Annotated in this window: 15 protein-coding genes; 7 read left to right on the top strand and 8 right to left on the bottom strand. The window is 66.9% G+C overall.

What is annotated here, in order from left to right:
* Positions 1-55: 55 nt before the first annotated feature.
* The 4 genes from FHS94_RS10095 to FHS94_RS10080 are packed head-to-tail and all read left to right on the top strand — an operon-like array spanning position 56 to position 3,244.
* Positions 56-940, top strand: a complete 885-nt coding sequence (locus FHS94_RS10095) for a F0F1 ATP synthase subunit gamma (protein ID WP_184057413.1) — start codon at positions 56-58, stop codon at positions 938-940.
* On the top strand, positions 937-1,512 hold the full coding sequence (locus tag FHS94_RS10090) for a hypothetical protein (protein WP_184057411.1): 576 nt from the start codon (positions 937-939) through the stop codon (positions 1,510-1,512). The genes FHS94_RS10095 and FHS94_RS10090 overlap by 4 nt, the downstream gene beginning before the upstream one ends.
* Complete coding sequence (gene atpD, locus FHS94_RS10085; protein ID WP_184057408.1) at positions 1,512-2,990, top strand: F0F1 ATP synthase subunit beta; 1,479 nt, start codon at positions 1,512-1,514, stop codon at positions 2,988-2,990. The genes FHS94_RS10090 and atpD overlap by 1 nt, the downstream gene beginning before the upstream one ends.
* Complete coding sequence (locus tag FHS94_RS10080) at positions 2,990-3,244, top strand: ATP synthase F1 subunit epsilon (protein ID WP_184057407.1); 255 nt, start codon at positions 2,990-2,992, stop codon at positions 3,242-3,244. The genes atpD and FHS94_RS10080 overlap by 1 nt, the downstream gene beginning before the upstream one ends.
* Positions 3,245-3,600: 356 nt before the next feature.
* On the opposite strand, the gene FHS94_RS10075 is transcribed toward FHS94_RS10080, so the two are convergent.
* On the bottom strand, positions 3,601-5,769 hold the full coding sequence (locus FHS94_RS10075; RefSeq protein ID WP_184057406.1) for a primosomal protein N': 2,169 nt from the start codon (positions 5,767-5,769) through the stop codon (positions 3,601-3,603).
* Positions 5,770-5,969: 200 nt separating this feature from the next.
* On the opposite strand from FHS94_RS10075, the gene FHS94_RS10070 reads away from it, so the two are divergent.
* Positions 5,970-6,863, top strand: coding sequence for a tyrosine recombinase XerC (locus FHS94_RS10070; RefSeq protein ID WP_184057948.1), 894 nt, complete (start codon positions 5,970-5,972; stop codon positions 6,861-6,863).
* Here the strand turns inward: FHS94_RS10070 and FHS94_RS10065 are convergent.
* From FHS94_RS10065 to rsmI, 5 genes are all read right to left on the bottom strand, one after another.
* Positions 6,860-7,459 carry a VTT domain-containing protein gene (locus tag FHS94_RS10065; RefSeq protein ID WP_184057404.1) on the bottom strand — a complete coding sequence of 200 codons (600 nt, stop codon included), beginning with the start codon at positions 7,457-7,459 and terminating at the stop codon, positions 6,860-6,862. The genes FHS94_RS10070 and FHS94_RS10065 overlap by 4 nt on opposite strands.
* A gap of 55 nt (positions 7,460-7,514) precedes the next feature.
* Positions 7,515-8,474, bottom strand: a complete 960-nt coding sequence (gene gshB, locus FHS94_RS10060) for a glutathione synthase (RefSeq protein ID WP_184057402.1) — start codon at positions 8,472-8,474, stop codon at positions 7,515-7,517.
* Positions 8,475-8,523: 49 nt separating this feature from the next.
* Positions 8,524-8,904, bottom strand: coding sequence for a YraN family protein (locus FHS94_RS10055; protein WP_184057946.1), 381 nt, complete (start codon positions 8,902-8,904; stop codon positions 8,524-8,526).
* Between the two features lie 101 nt (positions 8,905-9,005).
* Positions 9,006-9,638 (bottom strand): PEP-CTERM sorting domain-containing protein, encoded by a 633-nt coding sequence (locus FHS94_RS10050; protein WP_184057400.1) that lies wholly within the window; start codon positions 9,636-9,638, stop codon positions 9,006-9,008.
* 157 nt (positions 9,639-9,795) lie between these two features.
* Positions 9,796-10,626, bottom strand: coding sequence for a 16S rRNA (cytidine(1402)-2'-O)-methyltransferase (gene rsmI, locus FHS94_RS10045; protein WP_184057398.1), 831 nt, complete (start codon positions 10,624-10,626; stop codon positions 9,796-9,798).
* Positions 10,627-10,636: 10 nt separating this feature from the next.
* On the opposite strand from rsmI, the gene FHS94_RS10040 reads away from it, so the two are divergent.
* A complete protein-coding gene (locus FHS94_RS10040) occupies positions 10,637-11,827 on the top strand; it encodes a penicillin-binding protein activator (protein ID WP_184057395.1) in 1,191 nt (396 codons plus the stop codon).
* On the opposite strand, the gene hemW is transcribed toward FHS94_RS10040, so the two are convergent.
* Positions 11,817-12,980, bottom strand: coding sequence for a radical SAM family heme chaperone HemW (hemW, locus tag FHS94_RS10035; protein ID WP_184057393.1), 1,164 nt, complete (start codon positions 12,978-12,980; stop codon positions 11,817-11,819). The two genes, FHS94_RS10040 and hemW, sit on opposite strands and share 11 nt — an antisense overlap.
* Positions 12,981-12,998: 18 nt before the next feature.
* Here hemW and FHS94_RS10030 point away from each other — a divergent pair, with 18 nt between their 5' ends.
* Positions 12,999-13,577, top strand: a complete 579-nt coding sequence (locus FHS94_RS10030) for a CAP domain-containing protein (RefSeq protein ID WP_343055235.1) — start codon at positions 12,999-13,001, stop codon at positions 13,575-13,577.
* On the opposite strand, the gene FHS94_RS10025 is transcribed toward FHS94_RS10030, so the two are convergent.
* Entirely contained in the window at positions 13,562-14,176 is a 615-nt protein-coding gene (locus FHS94_RS10025; protein WP_343055234.1) for a GNAT family N-acetyltransferase, read from the bottom strand. The two genes, FHS94_RS10030 and FHS94_RS10025, sit on opposite strands and share 16 nt — an antisense overlap.
* Positions 14,177-14,198: the final 22 nt, after the last annotated feature.

Below are 14,198 nucleotides of genomic sequence, written 5' to 3'. Positions count from 1 at the left end.
CGCCGCTGGGCCCGGGACCCCGGAGCAGGCCCAGGATGACGACCAAAGGACCACGATGGCATCCCTCAAGGCCCTGAAGCTCCGCATCGGCTCGGTTAAGTCGACGCAGAAGATCACCAAGGCGATGAAGATGGTCGCCGCCGCCAAGCTGCGCCGTGCGCAGGAAGCGGCGCAGAATGGCCGTCCCTACGCCGAGCGGATCGAGCGTGTCGTGGCGTCGCTGGCGGCGCAGCTTGCCGGCGGACCTGCCGTGTCGCCGTTGCTGGCGGGTACTGGCAGGGACCAGACGTACCTGCTGGTAGTTGCAACTTCTGAGCGCGGGTTGGCCGGTGCATTCAATACCAACATCGTGCGCGCCGCGCGTCGCCGGGCTGAAGAGCTGGCGGCGCAGGGCAAGACGGTAAAGTTCTTCCTGGCGGGCAAGAAGGGCCGCGTGTTGCGCCGGCTGTTCCCGAACCAGATCGTGGCCGATCCCGACTTGTCGGCAATCAAGTCCGTGACGTTCGAGGATGCACGTCGCGTGTCTGACGACCTGCTCGCTCGTTTCGCGGCGGGTGAGTTCGACGTTGCCGAGCTCTTCTATGCCAAGTTCGTGTCGGCCCTGGTTCAGGAGCCGACCGGCATGCAGATCATTCCGGTCGCGGTTCCGGTACAGGCTGCCAGTGCGATGTCCACGTCGGGCGACGCGGTGGTCGAATATGAGCCGGACGAGGAGGCGATCCTTGCCGACCTGCTGCCGCGCAACGTCGCGATTCAAGTGTTCCGCGCCATGCTGGAAAACGCCGCGTCCGAACAGGGCAGCCGCATGAACGCCATGGACAACGCGACGCGTAATGCCGGCGACATGATCAACCGCCTGTCGATCCAGTATAATCGCACGCGTCAGGCCGCGATCACCACCGAGCTGGTCGAGATCATCTCGGGCGCCGAGGCGCTTTGATCCGCACGGCCGCCTCCCTGGCGCTTGTCGCCGCGGTGCTTGGCGGCTGTTCCAAGTCCGCCGAGCAGCCGCAGGCGGCGCCCACGCCGTTCGTGAAGAACGGCTGGGCAACGCTATGGAATGACGCGCCGGGGACGGTGACCTTGCTTAATCGCATGGGCTTCCGTCTGGGCGAGTATGTTGTGGCCGGGCAGGGCTTCCAGTCGGAAGCGACGCCCACGCCAATGGGTGATCCATCGGCGCCGCCGGTCAACATGGCGCACCTGACCGTGTCGGGCGACCAGCAGCGGCTGCGCACGATGCGCTTCTCGCTCGATCTGGTGAACGCGGCCAACGGGGCCTTCGCTCGGCAGCAATTCGGGCGCTGGATCGGTCAACCGTTGAAGCAGCTTGGCGCGCCCGGTGCCGAGCCCGTCGTGGCCGCGATCGAGGCCGAACATCCCGGAGCCGGCACGCTTGCCGGCGCCACTTACGCGGTGACCCGCGAACCCTTGCCCAGCGGCACCCGCTGGGTCGTGACCTTCTCCCGTCCAGACGCTATGGCGGGCACAGCAGAGCCGAGGAAAAAGTAATGGCAACCGTCGCCGAAGACATCCGCCCCACCTCCCAGGGCAGCACCAACAATGTCGGCCGCATCTCGCAGGTGATCGGCGCCGTTGTGGACGTGCACTTCAACCAGAACCTGCCCGCCATTCTGTCGGCGCTCGAGACCGACAACAACGGCAACAAGCTGGTGCTCGAGGTTGCGCAGCATCTGGGCGAGAACACCGTCCGCACGATCGCGATGGACTCGACCGAGGGCCTGACTCGCGGCCAGACCGTCCGCGACACCGGGGCGCAGATCTCGGTACCCGTGGGTCCGGCGACGCTGGGCCGCATCCTGAACGTTGTCGGTGAGCCGATCGACGAGCGTGGTCCGGTCGGCACCGACCTGCGTGCTCCGATCCACGCCAAGGCGCCCGACTTCATCGATCAGTCGACCGAGAGCGCGATCCTGGTCACCGGGATCAAGGTGATCGACCTGCTCGCGCCCTATGCGCGTGGCGGCAAGATCGGCCTGTTCGGCGGCGCCGGCGTTGGCAAGACCGTGCTGATCCAGGAACTGATCAACAACATCGCCAAGGGCCATGGCGGCGTGTCCGTGTTCGCGGGCGTCGGCGAGCGTACCCGTGAGGGCAACGACCTGTACCACGAGTTCCTCGATGCGGGTGTTATCGCAAAGGACGCGGACGGCAATGCGACGCCGGAGGGCTCCAAGGTCGCGTTGGTATTTGGCCAGATGAACGAGCCGCCGGGCGCCCGCGCTCGCGTCGCCCTGTCGGGCCTGACCATTGCCGAGTATTTCCGCGACCAGGAGGGCCAGGACGTGCTCTTCTTCGTCGACAACATCTTCCGCTTTACGCAGGCGGGCGCAGAGGTGTCGGCGCTGCTCGGTCGTATTCCGTCGGCGGTGGGCTATCAGCCGACCCTGTCGACCGACATGGGCGCACTGCAGGAGCGCATCACGTCGACCAACAAGGGCTCGATCACCTCGGTGCAGGCGATCTACGTTCCCGCGGACGATTTGACCGATCCGGCGCCTGCAACATCCTTCGCCCACTTGGATGCGACCACGACGCTAAGCCGCGCGATTTCCGAGCTGGGCATCTACCCGGCTGTGGATCCGCTCGACTCGACCAGCCGCGTTCTGGAGCCGCGCACCGTGGGCCAGGAGCATTACGAGACGGCGCGTGCCGTGCAGCAGGTGCTCCAGCGCTACAAGTCGCTGCAGGACATCATCGCCATCCTCGGAATGGACGAGCTGTCCGAAGAGGATAAGCTGACGGTCAGCCGCGCCCGCAAGCTGCAGCGCTTCCTGTCGCAGCCTTTCCACGTCGCGGAAGTGTTCACCGGCATCCCCGGCAAGTTCGTGCAGATCGAGGACACGATCCGCTCGTTCAAGGCAGTGGTGAACGGCGAATATGACCACCTGCCGGAGGCTGCCTTCTACATGGTCGGCGGCATCGACGAGGCGGTCGCCAAGGCCGAGAAGCTGGCGCAGGCGGCGTAATGGCGCTGCACTTCGAACTGGTCACCCCCGAGCGCCTGGTACGCTCGGAGGAGGTCTATATGGTGGTCGTGCCTGGCACCGAGGGCGACTTCGGCGTGCTGGAGGGCCATGCGCCTTTCATGTCGACAATCCGCGATGGCTCGCTTTCGATTTATCGCGCTCAGGGTGCCACGCCCGAGACGCTGCCGATCACTGGCGGTTTCGCCGAAGTGAACGCCAAGGGTCTGACGGTCCTGGCCGAACAGACGGCCTGACATGCAGGGCAGGCGGGGAGGGCGGTCGTCCGCTCTGCCCGTCGCCCTTTTCTCTCGATCTTTCAGGTGACGGGAACAGGCCCCCAGTTGCGATTTCTGTGCTGCGCGCCGTGGATGGGGCGAGCATATCGGGGCACGCCCGCCCGAACTTAGACAACGCTGACGGCCGTGCAGCAGCTAGGCCCTGAAAATACTTAGTGTCAGGCCGGCGCCGGCCTTTGCTCCGGGGCTGATCCGCACAGAAACTTGCGTTGTCCGCGGCCATGCTGTTCGCTCAGCCGGCAGCAACGGCGCCGCAGCCCGGCCTACATGCGCCGCCCCTCCGTAACTTTCGCGCGCCTCCTCACCCAAGCGGCCTAGAGGAAGTTGTACGGATCCACATCAACGGTGACCCGCGCTTTGGCCGGCCAGTCCAGCTTGCCGAGCCAATCCCGTATAACATCCTGCACGTCGAGCGCGCGGCGGGCATGGACGAGCAGGCGATAGCGGTGGCGGCCGCGTAGCATGGCGAGCGGCGCCGGGGCCGGGCCGTAGACGTACATGCCGTCGACCCGCGGCGCTGATCGGCCAACCAGTTGCGCAGCCTCATGAGCGCAGGCCTGATCCTCCGATGAAACCACGATGGCGGCGTAGCGGCCGAAGGGTGGCGCGTTGGCTTCGCGTCTTGCCTCAGTTTCTGCGTCATAGAACGCTTCTGCGTCGCCCGTGATCAGGGCCTGCATGACGCGTGCGGTCGGGCTATGAGTTTGGATCAGGACATGCCCGGGCTTCTCACCGCGGCCGGCGCGGCCCGAGACCTGGCGAATCTGTTGGAAGGTGCGTTCGGCAGCGCGCAAGTCACCGCCCTCCAGCCCCAGGTCAGCATCGACCACGCCGACCAGGGTCAGGTTGGGAAAATGATAGCCCTTGGTCACCAGCTGGGTGCCGACCACGACCTCGATATTGCCTGCTTCCATGCGGTCCACGAACTCGGCGGCCTTGGCAGGCGACCATATCGTGTCGGAGGTGACCACCGCTGTCTTCGCTTCCGGGAACAGCAGCGCGACCTCGTCAGCGATGCGTTCCACGCCCGGCCCGCAGGCGACGAGCGTGTCCTCGCCCGAACACTCAGGACAGGCGCGGGGCACTGGCTCGACATGGCCGCAGTGGTGGCAGGCGAGACGGCGGGTGAGGCGGTGCTCCACCATCCAGGCGGTACAGTGCGGGCACTGGAAACGGTGACCACAGGTGCGACACAGCGTCAGCGGGGCATAGCCACGACGGTTGAGGAACAGCAGCACCTGTTCACCGCGACCGAGCGTTTCCTCCATCGCGGTGACGAGCTTGGGCGCGAGCCAACGGCCGCGCTCTGGCGGTTCCTGGATGAGGTCGATCGCTTCGATCGTCGGCAGCTCTGCTGCACCATAGCGTCCGGGTAGCTGCAACTCGGCGTATCGCCCAAGTTCGACCTGTTGGCGCGTCTCGATGGCCGGGGTGGCGGACGCGAGGATCACGGGACAGCCCTCGAACCGCCCGCGCATCACGGCGACGTCGCGGGCGTGGTAATGGACGCCGTCTTCCTGCTTGAAACTTGTCTCGTGCGCCTCGTCGACCACGATCAGGCCGAGGTTGCGATAGGGCAGGAACAGGGCCGAACGGGCGCCGACCGTGACCAATGCCTCCCCGCTCGCAATCGCCCGCCACGCTCGGCGACGCTGGCTGGAGCGAAGGCCCGAATGCCACGCTACCGGTTCGCAGCCAAAGCGCTGGGCAAAGCGTTTCAGGAACGGCTCGGTCAGGGCGATTTCGGGTATGAGCACGAGGCATTGCCGACCCAGCCGGATCGCCTCAGCCACTGCCTCGAAATACACTTCCGTCTTGCCAGAGCCGGTGACGCCGTCGAGCAGCGTGGGCTGGAAACGATGCGCGGCAACGTCCGCGACCAGCGCGTCCGCGGCGGCCCGCTGGTCAGGGGAGAGTTCGGGAACCCCGTGACCGGGGTCGGGTACCGGGAAGGGGCTGTCGATGTCTACCTGCACAGCCTCCAGCGTACCGGATTTAACCAGGCCGCGGATCACGGCGTCGGACACGTCCGCAAGGGCCGCGAGTTCTCGAATCAGGCCTTGGCGATCCCCGATCCGCTCAAGCGCCTGTTCGCGCTGCGGCGTGAGGCGGGGCGGTACGGTCCCGGTGGCGCGATACTCCACCGCCGTGCGCGCGCCTTCGAGCGCGGAAGTGGAGGCAAGTGTCATGCGCAGCACTGCGGCGGGCGGAGCTAGATAATAGTCCGCAGTCCACTCGACCAACCGGCGCAGCGGTTCGCGCAGCGGCGGTGCGTCCGCTACGGCGAGCAGCGGACGCAGGCGGTTGTCGCCAACTTCCGCGTCGGAAGGCATGCGATCTGGCTCCCACACAACTCCGAGAAGTTGTCGGGGGCCAAGCGGCGCGACGACGATCGATCCGGGCTCGACGCTCATCGTGTCGGGGACGCGGTAGTCGAGAGGGCCGAGCGCGGCGTTGAGGAGGAGGACGCGGGCGCGGCTCATCTTTCCCCCATATGGGGCCGGAGCGACTCGGGGCAACCGCTTGACGAGCCGGCAAAGGGGAGAAGCGATCGACTATCGTCTCTTGTGCTTTGCCGGGGTTCAGCATCGATGGGCGACCGGCCGCGGGGCGCCCCTCGTCGGAGATATGCCCGACCTTGCCACCGGACCAACGCTGTAGGACAGCGGCGGACATGGACGGAATGGTGCATCCACTCGCGCTAGGCTGGGGCGAGCATCTGACGCGGGATCGCCGAAGGTCCGTTCATACGGTCCGCGCCTATCAGGCGACGGCGGAGCGGCTTCTGGACTTTCTGGCTGAACATTGGGGCGAGCGCGTTGATGCTGCGCGGCTCGCAAGGATCGACGCGACGGACCTGCGCGCGTTCCTGGCACACCGGAGAGGAGATGGTCTGGGCAACGTGTCGGCGGCGCGGGAGCTGTCGGCCGTGCGTGGCTTCCTGGGTTGGGCGAGCGAGGGGGCAACAACGCCGAGGCTGCGGGGGCCGCGGGTCAAGAAAGGTGTGCCCCGGCCCGTCTCGCCCGACGAAGCAGTGGCATTGGCGAGAGACGTGGCGGAGGACGCAAGCGAGCCCTGGATCGGCGCGCGCGACTGGGCGGTGCTGATGCTGCTCTACGGGGCGGGGCTGCGCATTGGCGAAGCACTGGGGCTGACCGCGTCGGTGCTGCCGCTCGGCGACACGCTGCGGGTCACGGGCAAGCGCGCCAAGACGCGGATCGTGCCGCTACTGCCGCAGGTGCGTGGCGCGATCGAACGCTATGCCGAGGAGGTGCCGTGGCCGCTGCCGCGCGAGGAGGCGCTGTTTCGCGGTGCCAAGGGCGGACCGCTGTCACCCGGCGTGGTGCGCCGGTCGGTGCAGGGCGCGCGCGGACGGCTGGGGTTGGGCGAGCGGACGACCCCACATGCGCTGCGGCACAGTTTTGCCACCCACCTGCTTGGCCGGGGAGCGGACCTTCGCGCGCTTCAGGAGCTGCTAGGCCATGCAAGCCTCAGCTCGACGCAGGTCTATACAGCGGTGGACGCCGCGTACCTGCTGGACGTCTATCGCAACGCGCACCCCCGCGCGGGCTCCTAGCCGCGGGGACGCCAGGTCGCGACGCGGTACAGATACCCTGCGATCAGCAGCGCGGTAAGCGCGATCGCGGCCGGCCCGACATAATGGTCGATCACGCCAAAGTTGCTACCGAAATACAGTCCCGCTGCGGCAAGGATGCTGTTCCAGATTGCACTGCCAAGGAACGTCCAGATCAGGAAGCGCGGCAACCCCATGCGAGTCATTCCCGCGGGAAGCGAGATAATGGTCCGGAACGCCGGCATGAAGCGGAACACGAAGATAACCCAGCCGCCGTGGCGCAGGAAGAAATCGTGGATGCGCTGCACGTCGGACCAGTCCAGCGTCAGCCAACGGCCGTGCCGGTCGATAACGGGCCGAAAGCGCTTATAGCCCACGTTACGGCCAATGAAGTACCAGAAGTAGTTGCCGACCGTGGTCCCCGCGGTGCCCCAGGCCACAAGCGGCCAGAGGTGCATGTCGCCCCGCGCCACCGCCATGCCGCCGAGGCCCATGATCACCTCCGACGGGATGGGAGGGACGATATTCTCCAGCGCCATCAGCAGGAAAATGCCGACATACCCGCCCCACGCCATCGCATCGAGAATGAAGTCGGTCACGGGAACCCGAGGCTGACACGGCCGGCGAGCTCGCGCGACGAGTGGCCGACGGGCGTCATGCGCGCGTGCACTTCGCCTCGATCGCGTCCCAGATCATGCCGGCGACATCGGTACCATCGAACCGCTCGATCGCGACGATGCCGGTGGGGGAAGTGACGTTGATCTCCGTCAGCCATTCCCCACCGATCACGTCGATGCCGACGAACAACAGCCCGCGGCGCTTCAACTCCGGCGCGAGCGCGGCGCAGATCTCCCGCTCGCGGGGGGTCAGTTCCGTCTTCTCCGCCGATCCGCCGACCGCCAGGTTGGAGCGGATCTCCCCCTCGCCGGGCAGGCGATTGATCGCGCCCGCAATCTCCCCGTCGACCAGGACGATGCGCTTGTCGCCCTTCGCCACCGCCGGAAGGAACGCCTGCACCATGTGCGGTTCGCGCCAGGTGTTGTTGAACACCTCGATCAGCGCGGACAGGTTGGCGCCATCGGCACCGACGCGAAAGATAGCCTTCCCGCCGTTGCCGTGAAGCGGCTTGATGACGATGTCGCCGTGCTCGGCCAGAAAGGCGCGTGCTTCGTCGAGCGATCGCGTGATCAGCGTCGGTGGCATGAAATGAGCGTAGTCGAGGACGAAGATCTTCTCGGGCGCGTTGCGAACGCTGGAAGGGTCGTTGACGATCAGCGTCTCGTCCGCGATCCGTTCAAGCAAGTGGGTCGCGGTGATGTAGCCGAGGTCAAAGGGCGGATCCTGCCGCATCAGCACCACGTCCGCCTCTCGCCCGAGGTCGAGCCTGACCGGGTCCCCGAAGGTGAAATGCGCGCCCTGCTGCCGCTGAACCGTCACAGGATGGGCAAGGGCCCAGACACGGCCATCGCGGTAGTTCAGGTCCTCCGCCAGGTAGTGGAACAGGTGATGGCCGCGGGCCTGTGCCGACAGCATCAGCGCGAAGCTCGAGTCGCCTGCGATGTTGATGGAGGCGAGGGGGTCCATCTGGACGGCGACGGTGAGGGGAGTGGCCATGTCCGGGCAGGTAAGGCGGCAGAGGGCGCTTGTCACCCGATCCGCTAAACTAGCCTATCCAGGCGTTCTCGATATGGCGGGGCGGGGTGCCGGGCGCGAGAAGCACGACGTCGACCCGGATGTCGTCGTTTGGCCCGGCATATCGGGGCATCAGAAGCTCTGCCGCCGCGGCGACACGGGCCAAGCGTCGTTCGTCGATGGCGTGATCGAGATCGGCGGCGCTGCCCCGCATCTTGACCTCGACAAACGAGATCAGGTTCCCCTTTCGTGCGACCAGATCGACCTCTCCCGCCGGCGTGCGTACGCGGCGGTCGAGGATGCGCCAGCCCTTCAGCCAAAGCCACCAACCCGCGAGTCGTTCACCGCGGCGGCCGGCGGTTTCAGCAAGGCGGCGATTATCGGCGGTTCGGCGGGGCGGGGCGCGGTGCATGGGCGCAGAATGCGGCCCCAGCCCCGTCGCGGCAAGCCGGTGCTGCGCCAAGCCTGCTTAGGCGAACGAGCGCGTGCGCCAGCGAGCGCGGGTGCAAAGCCCTACGTTGCCAGCGCGCGGGCCGCTGGCCCGGTGCCACGCCGTTTGCGGGCGGCGAACCAGGCTGCAAGGACGCCGAGCCCCATCAGCGCCCAACTGCTCGGCTCCGGCACCGGAGGTACCATGTCCGCAACCTGGATGCTGTCGAGATCGATACCGTCACCGTTGATGCCGAGGAAAACGGTGGAGAACGGAGCGTCGGACGTAAAGCCAAAGAAGCTGCTCGTGGGGAACGGACTTGGTTCAGCCTTAAGGTTGAAATTGTCGACGTAAAAGAGGAGCGGCACCGCGGAAGTGTAGTTGAACCCGAACGCCGTCACCAGGCGATCTGCCGTGAAGGTTAGATAGATCGGTGACTCCTGTTGCGCACTCAAGAACTTGCCGGATCCATAATAGTTGGTGTCCTGCACGAACAGGGGCGAGGAGGTGATGACTGAGATGGTGCCGAGGTCGATGAAGCCGGAGTTGCCGTAATAGTCAGCAGGCGAGCTCTCCACGGTTGCAACATCGCGGTTCTTCGTAACGCTTTCGAACTGGCTCTGATTTGTGAACTGCCGGTGTTCGGCGCTTGCTGGAGGCGGATTGAACAGGGCCAGGGCAATCACGGCTGTCATCAAGTGAGTATGCTTGCGCATCGAATGCTCCTCGCCTGTCGAAAGGAGGACGGCCCCGATAAAGGATTATGCCTGCACCGGGTGGCGCGTAAGACCCATGTTCCGGGTGCGGATTTCAGACCGGGATGATGTGGCGCGCAAGGGCGCGTTCGGCAGGCGAAGCCGTACGGGCGACCCACTACTGCTTCATCTCCAACGCCCGCGCATAAAGCGCCTTCCGATCTAGGCCGAGGCGCTTGGCGACTTCTCCGGCCGCCTTGGAGGCGGGAAGACGGGTGAGTGCTTCGGCGAGGGCGGCGTCGCCGTCCTCCGCGCTGGCAGGCTCCGGCTCGCCCGGCGGAGCCACAACGATCGCGATCTCACCCTTTGGTGGCGTATCGGCGTAGCGGGCGGCAAGATTGGCGAGCGTCCCGGTGACGGCCTCCTCAAACCGTTTGGTGATCTCGCGCGTCACAGCGGCTTCGCGATCGCCCAAGCCCTTCGCGAGCGCCGACAGGCAGGCGGACAGGCGCGGGCCCGACTCGTAAAGGACCAAGGTGGCGCGCACGTTCGCGATCTCCGCGATCGCGTCTGCCCGCGCCTTCACCTTGGGCGGAAGAAAGCCGAGGAACAGAAAACGGTCGGTAGGTAATCCTGCGAGCGTCAAGGCCGCGACCGCGGCACAGGGACCCGGGATAGTCACTACAGCGTGACCCGCCGCGCGCGCGTCGCGGACCAGCTTGTACCCCGGATCGGAGATGAGCGGCGTGCCCGCGTCCGATACCAGCGCCACCGCCTGAGTCGAAAGACGCGAGACCAGGCCGGGACGAACCTCCTCGGCGTTATGATCGTGATAGGGCTGCATGTGGCGCTTCACGCCGATGTGGCGAAGCAGCCCAGCGGTGACCCGACTGTCCTCCACCGCGACCACGTCGGCGCGCGACAGGATGTCGGCCGCGCGCGGGGAAAGGTCGCCGAGATTGCCGATAGGCGTGGCAACGATGTAGAGGCCTGGGGACAAGGGATCCATGGGGGTGTGCATGGCAGAGCGTAACGGGACTGCGCAACGGGGCGTATGGCGGCGATGGGCCGTGCTGGTGACGGGGTTGCTTCTGCCCGCCTGTTCAACGCTGGTGCCCCGGGGGCCAGCGGAAGCACCGCCGCCGCGCAGGGCGACTCGTCCCGAGACCGGGCCCGAGCTGGGGGTGGACGCCGGCATTCCCCGCGACACCGCCCGCCATCGTATCGCGCTGCTCGTGCCCTTGTCCGGACCCAATGCTGGCGTCGGTCAATCGATCAACAATGCGACGCAGCTCGCGGTCCTCGACACGGGTACCGACCAGCTGCGCATCACCACCTATGACACCGCAGGCGGCGCCGTCACGGCAGCGCAGCGGGCGGTCGCGGACGGCGCGCAGTTGATCCTGGGCCCGTTGCTGGCCGATGACGTGCGAGCGGTGTCGCCGATCGCGCGCTCGGCAAACGTGCCGCTGATCAGCTTTTCCAACGACACCGGCGTTGCAGGGAACGGTGCGTACCTGATGGGCTATGCGCCCTCGCAATCGATCGATCGCGTGGTCAGCTTTGCCCGTTCGCGTGGCGTATCGAGCTTTGCCGGGCTGGTGCCGAACGGCTTATACGGCCAGCGCGCATCAACTGCGTTCCTGCGATCGGTCGAGGGCGCGGGCGGGCAGGTCGTATCGCTTCAGGTCTACGAGCGCGGCCAGGCGTCACCCGCCGTCACGCGCCTCAATGCCAAAGCGCCTTTCGGGGCGGTGCTGATCGCGGACGGCGGTGCCGCGGGGGCGGCGATCGCGCCTGGCGTTAAGCGCGCGAGCCCGGGCGTGCACCTGCTGGGCACGGAGTTGTGGAATTCAGACGCGTCGATCGGCGGGCGTACGGCGCTGAATGGCGCGTGGTTCGCGAGCGTATCGGACACGCTGTACCGGCAGTTTGCGACCAAATACCGCGCCCGCTTCGGCTCCGCGCCGTACCGGCTCTCGAGCCTTGGCTATGACGCGGTGTTGCTGGCGGTCAGGATCTCTCGCGATTGGCCGATGAACCGGCCGTTCCCCGAGGCGCGGCTGCGCGATGCGGGCGGCTTTGCCGGGATCGACGGCGCGTTCCGTTTTGGCCGGGACGGCATCGCGGAACGCGCGCTGGAGGTGCAAGAGATTCGGGGCGGCACGACGACGGTGGTGTCGCCGGCACCGAGTGACTTCACGCGCTGACGGGATCGGCCACAACTAGGGGCAGAATGGCGTCGAGGAGCAGTGCGCCGGCTTCGGTGACGCGCAGACGGTCGTCTTCACGGGCGACCAGCCCCTGTTCCGCAAGTCGGGCGACCTGCCGTTCGTCGATCGGGGCATGCCCGCCAGCCAGGGCGGCGATGCGGGGCAGGGAAATGCCCTCGGCAAGTCGCAGTCCCATGACCAGCGCTTCCGTAGCGCGAGTGTGCGGGTCCAGCGGCTCCTCCACCTCCATGCCGTGGCCATTGCGATCGACGGCGGCGAGCCAGTTCTCGGGCTTGCGGCGGCGTTGGGTGGCGAGTCCGCCGCGCCGGCCATGCGCGCCCGGGCCGACGCCCGCATAGTCGCCATAGCGCCAATAGGTCAGGTTGTGCCGACTCGCAGCGCCCGGACGCGCATGGTTTGACGTTTCATAGGCGGGCAGGCCTGCGGCGGCGGTCTGCGCGCGGGTATGTTCGAATAGATCGGCAGCTGAGTCGCCGTCGGGAAGCGTCAGGCGTCCGGCGGCTTCCTCCGTAGCAAAGCGTGTGCCGGGCTCCACCGTCAATTGGTAGAGGGAGAGGTGCTCGGTGCTGAAGCCGAGCGCGCGGGACAGCTCCGCATCCCAAGCCGCCAGGGTCTGCCCGGGCCGGGCATAGATGAGGTCGGTGCTGACCCGGGCAAAGTGCCGCTGCGCGGTGTCAAGCGCGGCTAGCCCTTCAGCCACATCGTGCGCGCGGCCGAGAAAGCGGAGCGCCTCGTTGTCGAGCGCCTGAAGCCCTAGCGAAACGCGGTTCACGCCGGCTGCGGCGATGTCGGCAAAGCGTGCCGCCTCCACGGAGGATGGGTTCGCCTCCAGGGTAATCTCCAGGTCGCCGGCGGGTGCCCAGGCGCGAACCGCGGCGTCGATGATCGCTGCCACCGTGGCTGGCGGCATCAGTGATGGTGTGCCGCCGCCAAAGAAGATCGAGCCGAGGCGACGGTCAGGCAGGGCGGCGACCTCATGGTTGAGGTCAGCCAGCAGCGCGCTGCGCCAGGCATCCTGGTCGACCGATGCGCGCACATGGCTGTTGAAGTCGCAATACGGACATTTGGAAACGCAAAAGGGCCAGTGCACGTAAAGCGCGAGCGGCGGCTGCTTGTCGGGATCGGTCACGGCGCCGATATGGCAACCATGCGTGCGCTACGCCACTGTCTTGCTTCGCTGATGCTGCTGACGGCCTGTACGGGCTGCTCCGGTGCCGATGATGCGTATGGGCCCGAGCGAGTCGTGGAGGCGCGTCGATCCGAGGCTGCTGCGCCGCGAGGCGCCGGGTTGCTTAGGCGCGCAATGCTGGACGGGCATAATCGGGCGCGTGCCGCGGTGGGCGTGACCCCGCTCACCTGGAGTGACACGCTGGCCGCCCATGCGCAGGCCTATGCGGATCAGCTGGCGGCGAGCGGGCGCTTTCAGCACGCCGAGCAACCACAAGGGCCAGCGCGTGAGGGTGAGAATCTATGGACGGGCACTCGCGATGCTTATGCCCTTTCCGAGATGATCGGGCATTGGGTCGCCGAGCGGGATCAGTTCGTGAACCTTGCTACTCCCGCGTTCAGTCGAACTGGCCGATGGGAGGACGTGGCGCACTATTCGCAAATCGTCTGGCGCGGCAGCAGGCAGGTCGGATGTGCCATCGCGAGCAATCGCAGCGACGATTACCTGGTGTGCCGCTACTCGCCCGCGGGCAACGTGGTGGGTCAGCGCGCCTTCTGAAGCGCGGCCGTGGTGTAGGGCGCATAGACCTGCCAACCGATGGAGGCGTAGAGCGCCGCACCGGCATCAGTTGCGACCAGAACTTCACGCGAAGAGGGATCGGCGCGCGCTTCGGCCAGGGCGGCCATGAGTGCGCGGCCCAGCCCGCGGCGGCGGTGCGCCTCTGACACGGCGATACGGTCGTAGACGAAGATCCCGTCCACTTCTGCTGCATAGCCAGTCGCCGCCAAGGTGCCGTCCGGCGCACTGATGGTGGCGTGGGTGACAGGGCCGCTTGCCCGTAGGTTGAGGCTGTAGCTGTGCGGCAGCGCGGGCGCGGGCCTTTCAACGGGTCCCGCGATCATCATGCAGTGTTCGCTGAGGATCTCCCAATTCGACGGAAGCCGCGGCCCGAACACCGCTGCCGAGGCGCAGAGTTTTACTGGGACCTTGGTTTCGGTGATCCTGCCGGCGAGCGCAGAGATGCCCGGACCGGTCGTGGCGAACACATAGCGCCGGCGCTCTTCTTCAGAGCCCGTGTCGACTCGCCAGCCGCCGCTGTCCGGCACGGGGGCGGGCAGGCCGCGCGACACCGAGCGCGCGGCGAGCCAGCCGCGCACGAGGTCGGGATCGATCGCGTGC

The organism is Sphingomonas aerophila, from assembly GCF_014199305.1.
Classification (GTDB): Bacteria; Pseudomonadota; Alphaproteobacteria; order Sphingomonadales; family Sphingomonadaceae; genus Sphingomonas; species Sphingomonas aerophila.
Note: the sequence above shows the minus strand (reverse complement) of the source record. Positions and strands in the feature narration are given on the sequence as shown.

Excerpts from the sequence above, each read along its gene's own strand:
- FHS94_RS10040 (WP_184057395.1), top strand. The coding sequence starts at position 10,637 with ATGGCAGAGCGTAACGGGACTGCGCAACGGGGCGTATGGCGGCGATGG.
- FHS94_RS10030 (WP_343055235.1), top strand. The coding sequence starts at position 12,999 with ATGCGTGCGCTACGCCACTGTCTTGCTTCGCTGATGCTGCTGACGGCC.
- FHS94_RS10075 (WP_184057406.1), bottom strand. The coding sequence starts at position 5,769 with ATGAGCCGCGCCCGCGTCCTCCTCCTCAACGCCGCGCTCGGCCCTCTC.
- rsmI (WP_184057398.1), bottom strand. The coding sequence starts at position 10,626 with ATGGATCCCTTGTCCCCAGGCCTCTACATCGTTGCCACGCCTATCGGC.
- FHS94_RS10070 (WP_184057948.1), top strand. The coding sequence starts at position 5,970 with ATGGTGCATCCACTCGCGCTAGGCTGGGGCGAGCATCTGACGCGGGAT.
- FHS94_RS10050 (WP_184057400.1), bottom strand. The coding sequence starts at position 9,638 with ATGCGCAAGCATACTCACTTGATGACAGCCGTGATTGCCCTGGCCCTG.
- FHS94_RS10055 (WP_184057946.1), bottom strand. The coding sequence starts at position 8,904 with ATGCACCGCGCCCCGCCCCGCCGAACCGCCGATAATCGCCGCCTTGCT.
- atpD (WP_184057408.1), top strand. The coding sequence starts at position 1,512 with ATGGCAACCGTCGCCGAAGACATCCGCCCCACCTCCCAGGGCAGCACC.
- FHS94_RS10080 (WP_184057407.1), top strand. The coding sequence starts at position 2,990 with ATGGCGCTGCACTTCGAACTGGTCACCCCCGAGCGCCTGGTACGCTCG.
- FHS94_RS10095 (WP_184057413.1), top strand. The coding sequence starts at position 56 with ATGGCATCCCTCAAGGCCCTGAAGCTCCGCATCGGCTCGGTTAAGTCG.
- gshB (WP_184057402.1), bottom strand. The coding sequence starts at position 8,474 with ATGGCCACTCCCCTCACCGTCGCCGTCCAGATGGACCCCCTCGCCTCC.